Below are 269 nucleotides of genomic sequence, written 5' to 3'. Positions count from 1 at the left end.
ATTGATGTAAAAGTCTTTCACATCATCTTTAGCAAAATCATCCCCTAATTCATAAGATTTTAGAAATGAATAATTCCCAAACTTACTTGAATAATTATATTTTGTAACTAATGGATCATCAGTTCTTAATGCCAGAATTCTAGAAATATCATAATATGCTCTTCCGTAATTATTTTTTTCAGCCATTATAATTGCGTAATATAAAAACTCTTTGCTCTTACCATTTGTTGTATAAGCTTTATAGCTTCTTATATATGCTAATGTATCAC

1 protein-coding gene is annotated in these 269 nt (G+C 26.8%); it reads right to left on the bottom strand.

Annotation, left to right across the window (positions count from 1 at the left end):
- A partial coding sequence (locus SB752_RS32515) for a hypothetical protein (RefSeq protein ID WP_410719514.1) occupies nt 1-269 on the bottom strand: 269 nt, incomplete at both ends.

The organism is Brevibacillus sp. SIMBA_040 (genome assembly GCF_046535075.1).
Lineage (GTDB): Bacteria > Bacillota > Bacilli > Brevibacillales > Brevibacillaceae > Brevibacillus.
The sequence above is the reverse complement of the archived record's forward strand: the minus strand, read 5'-3'. Positions and strand labels throughout refer to the sequence as shown.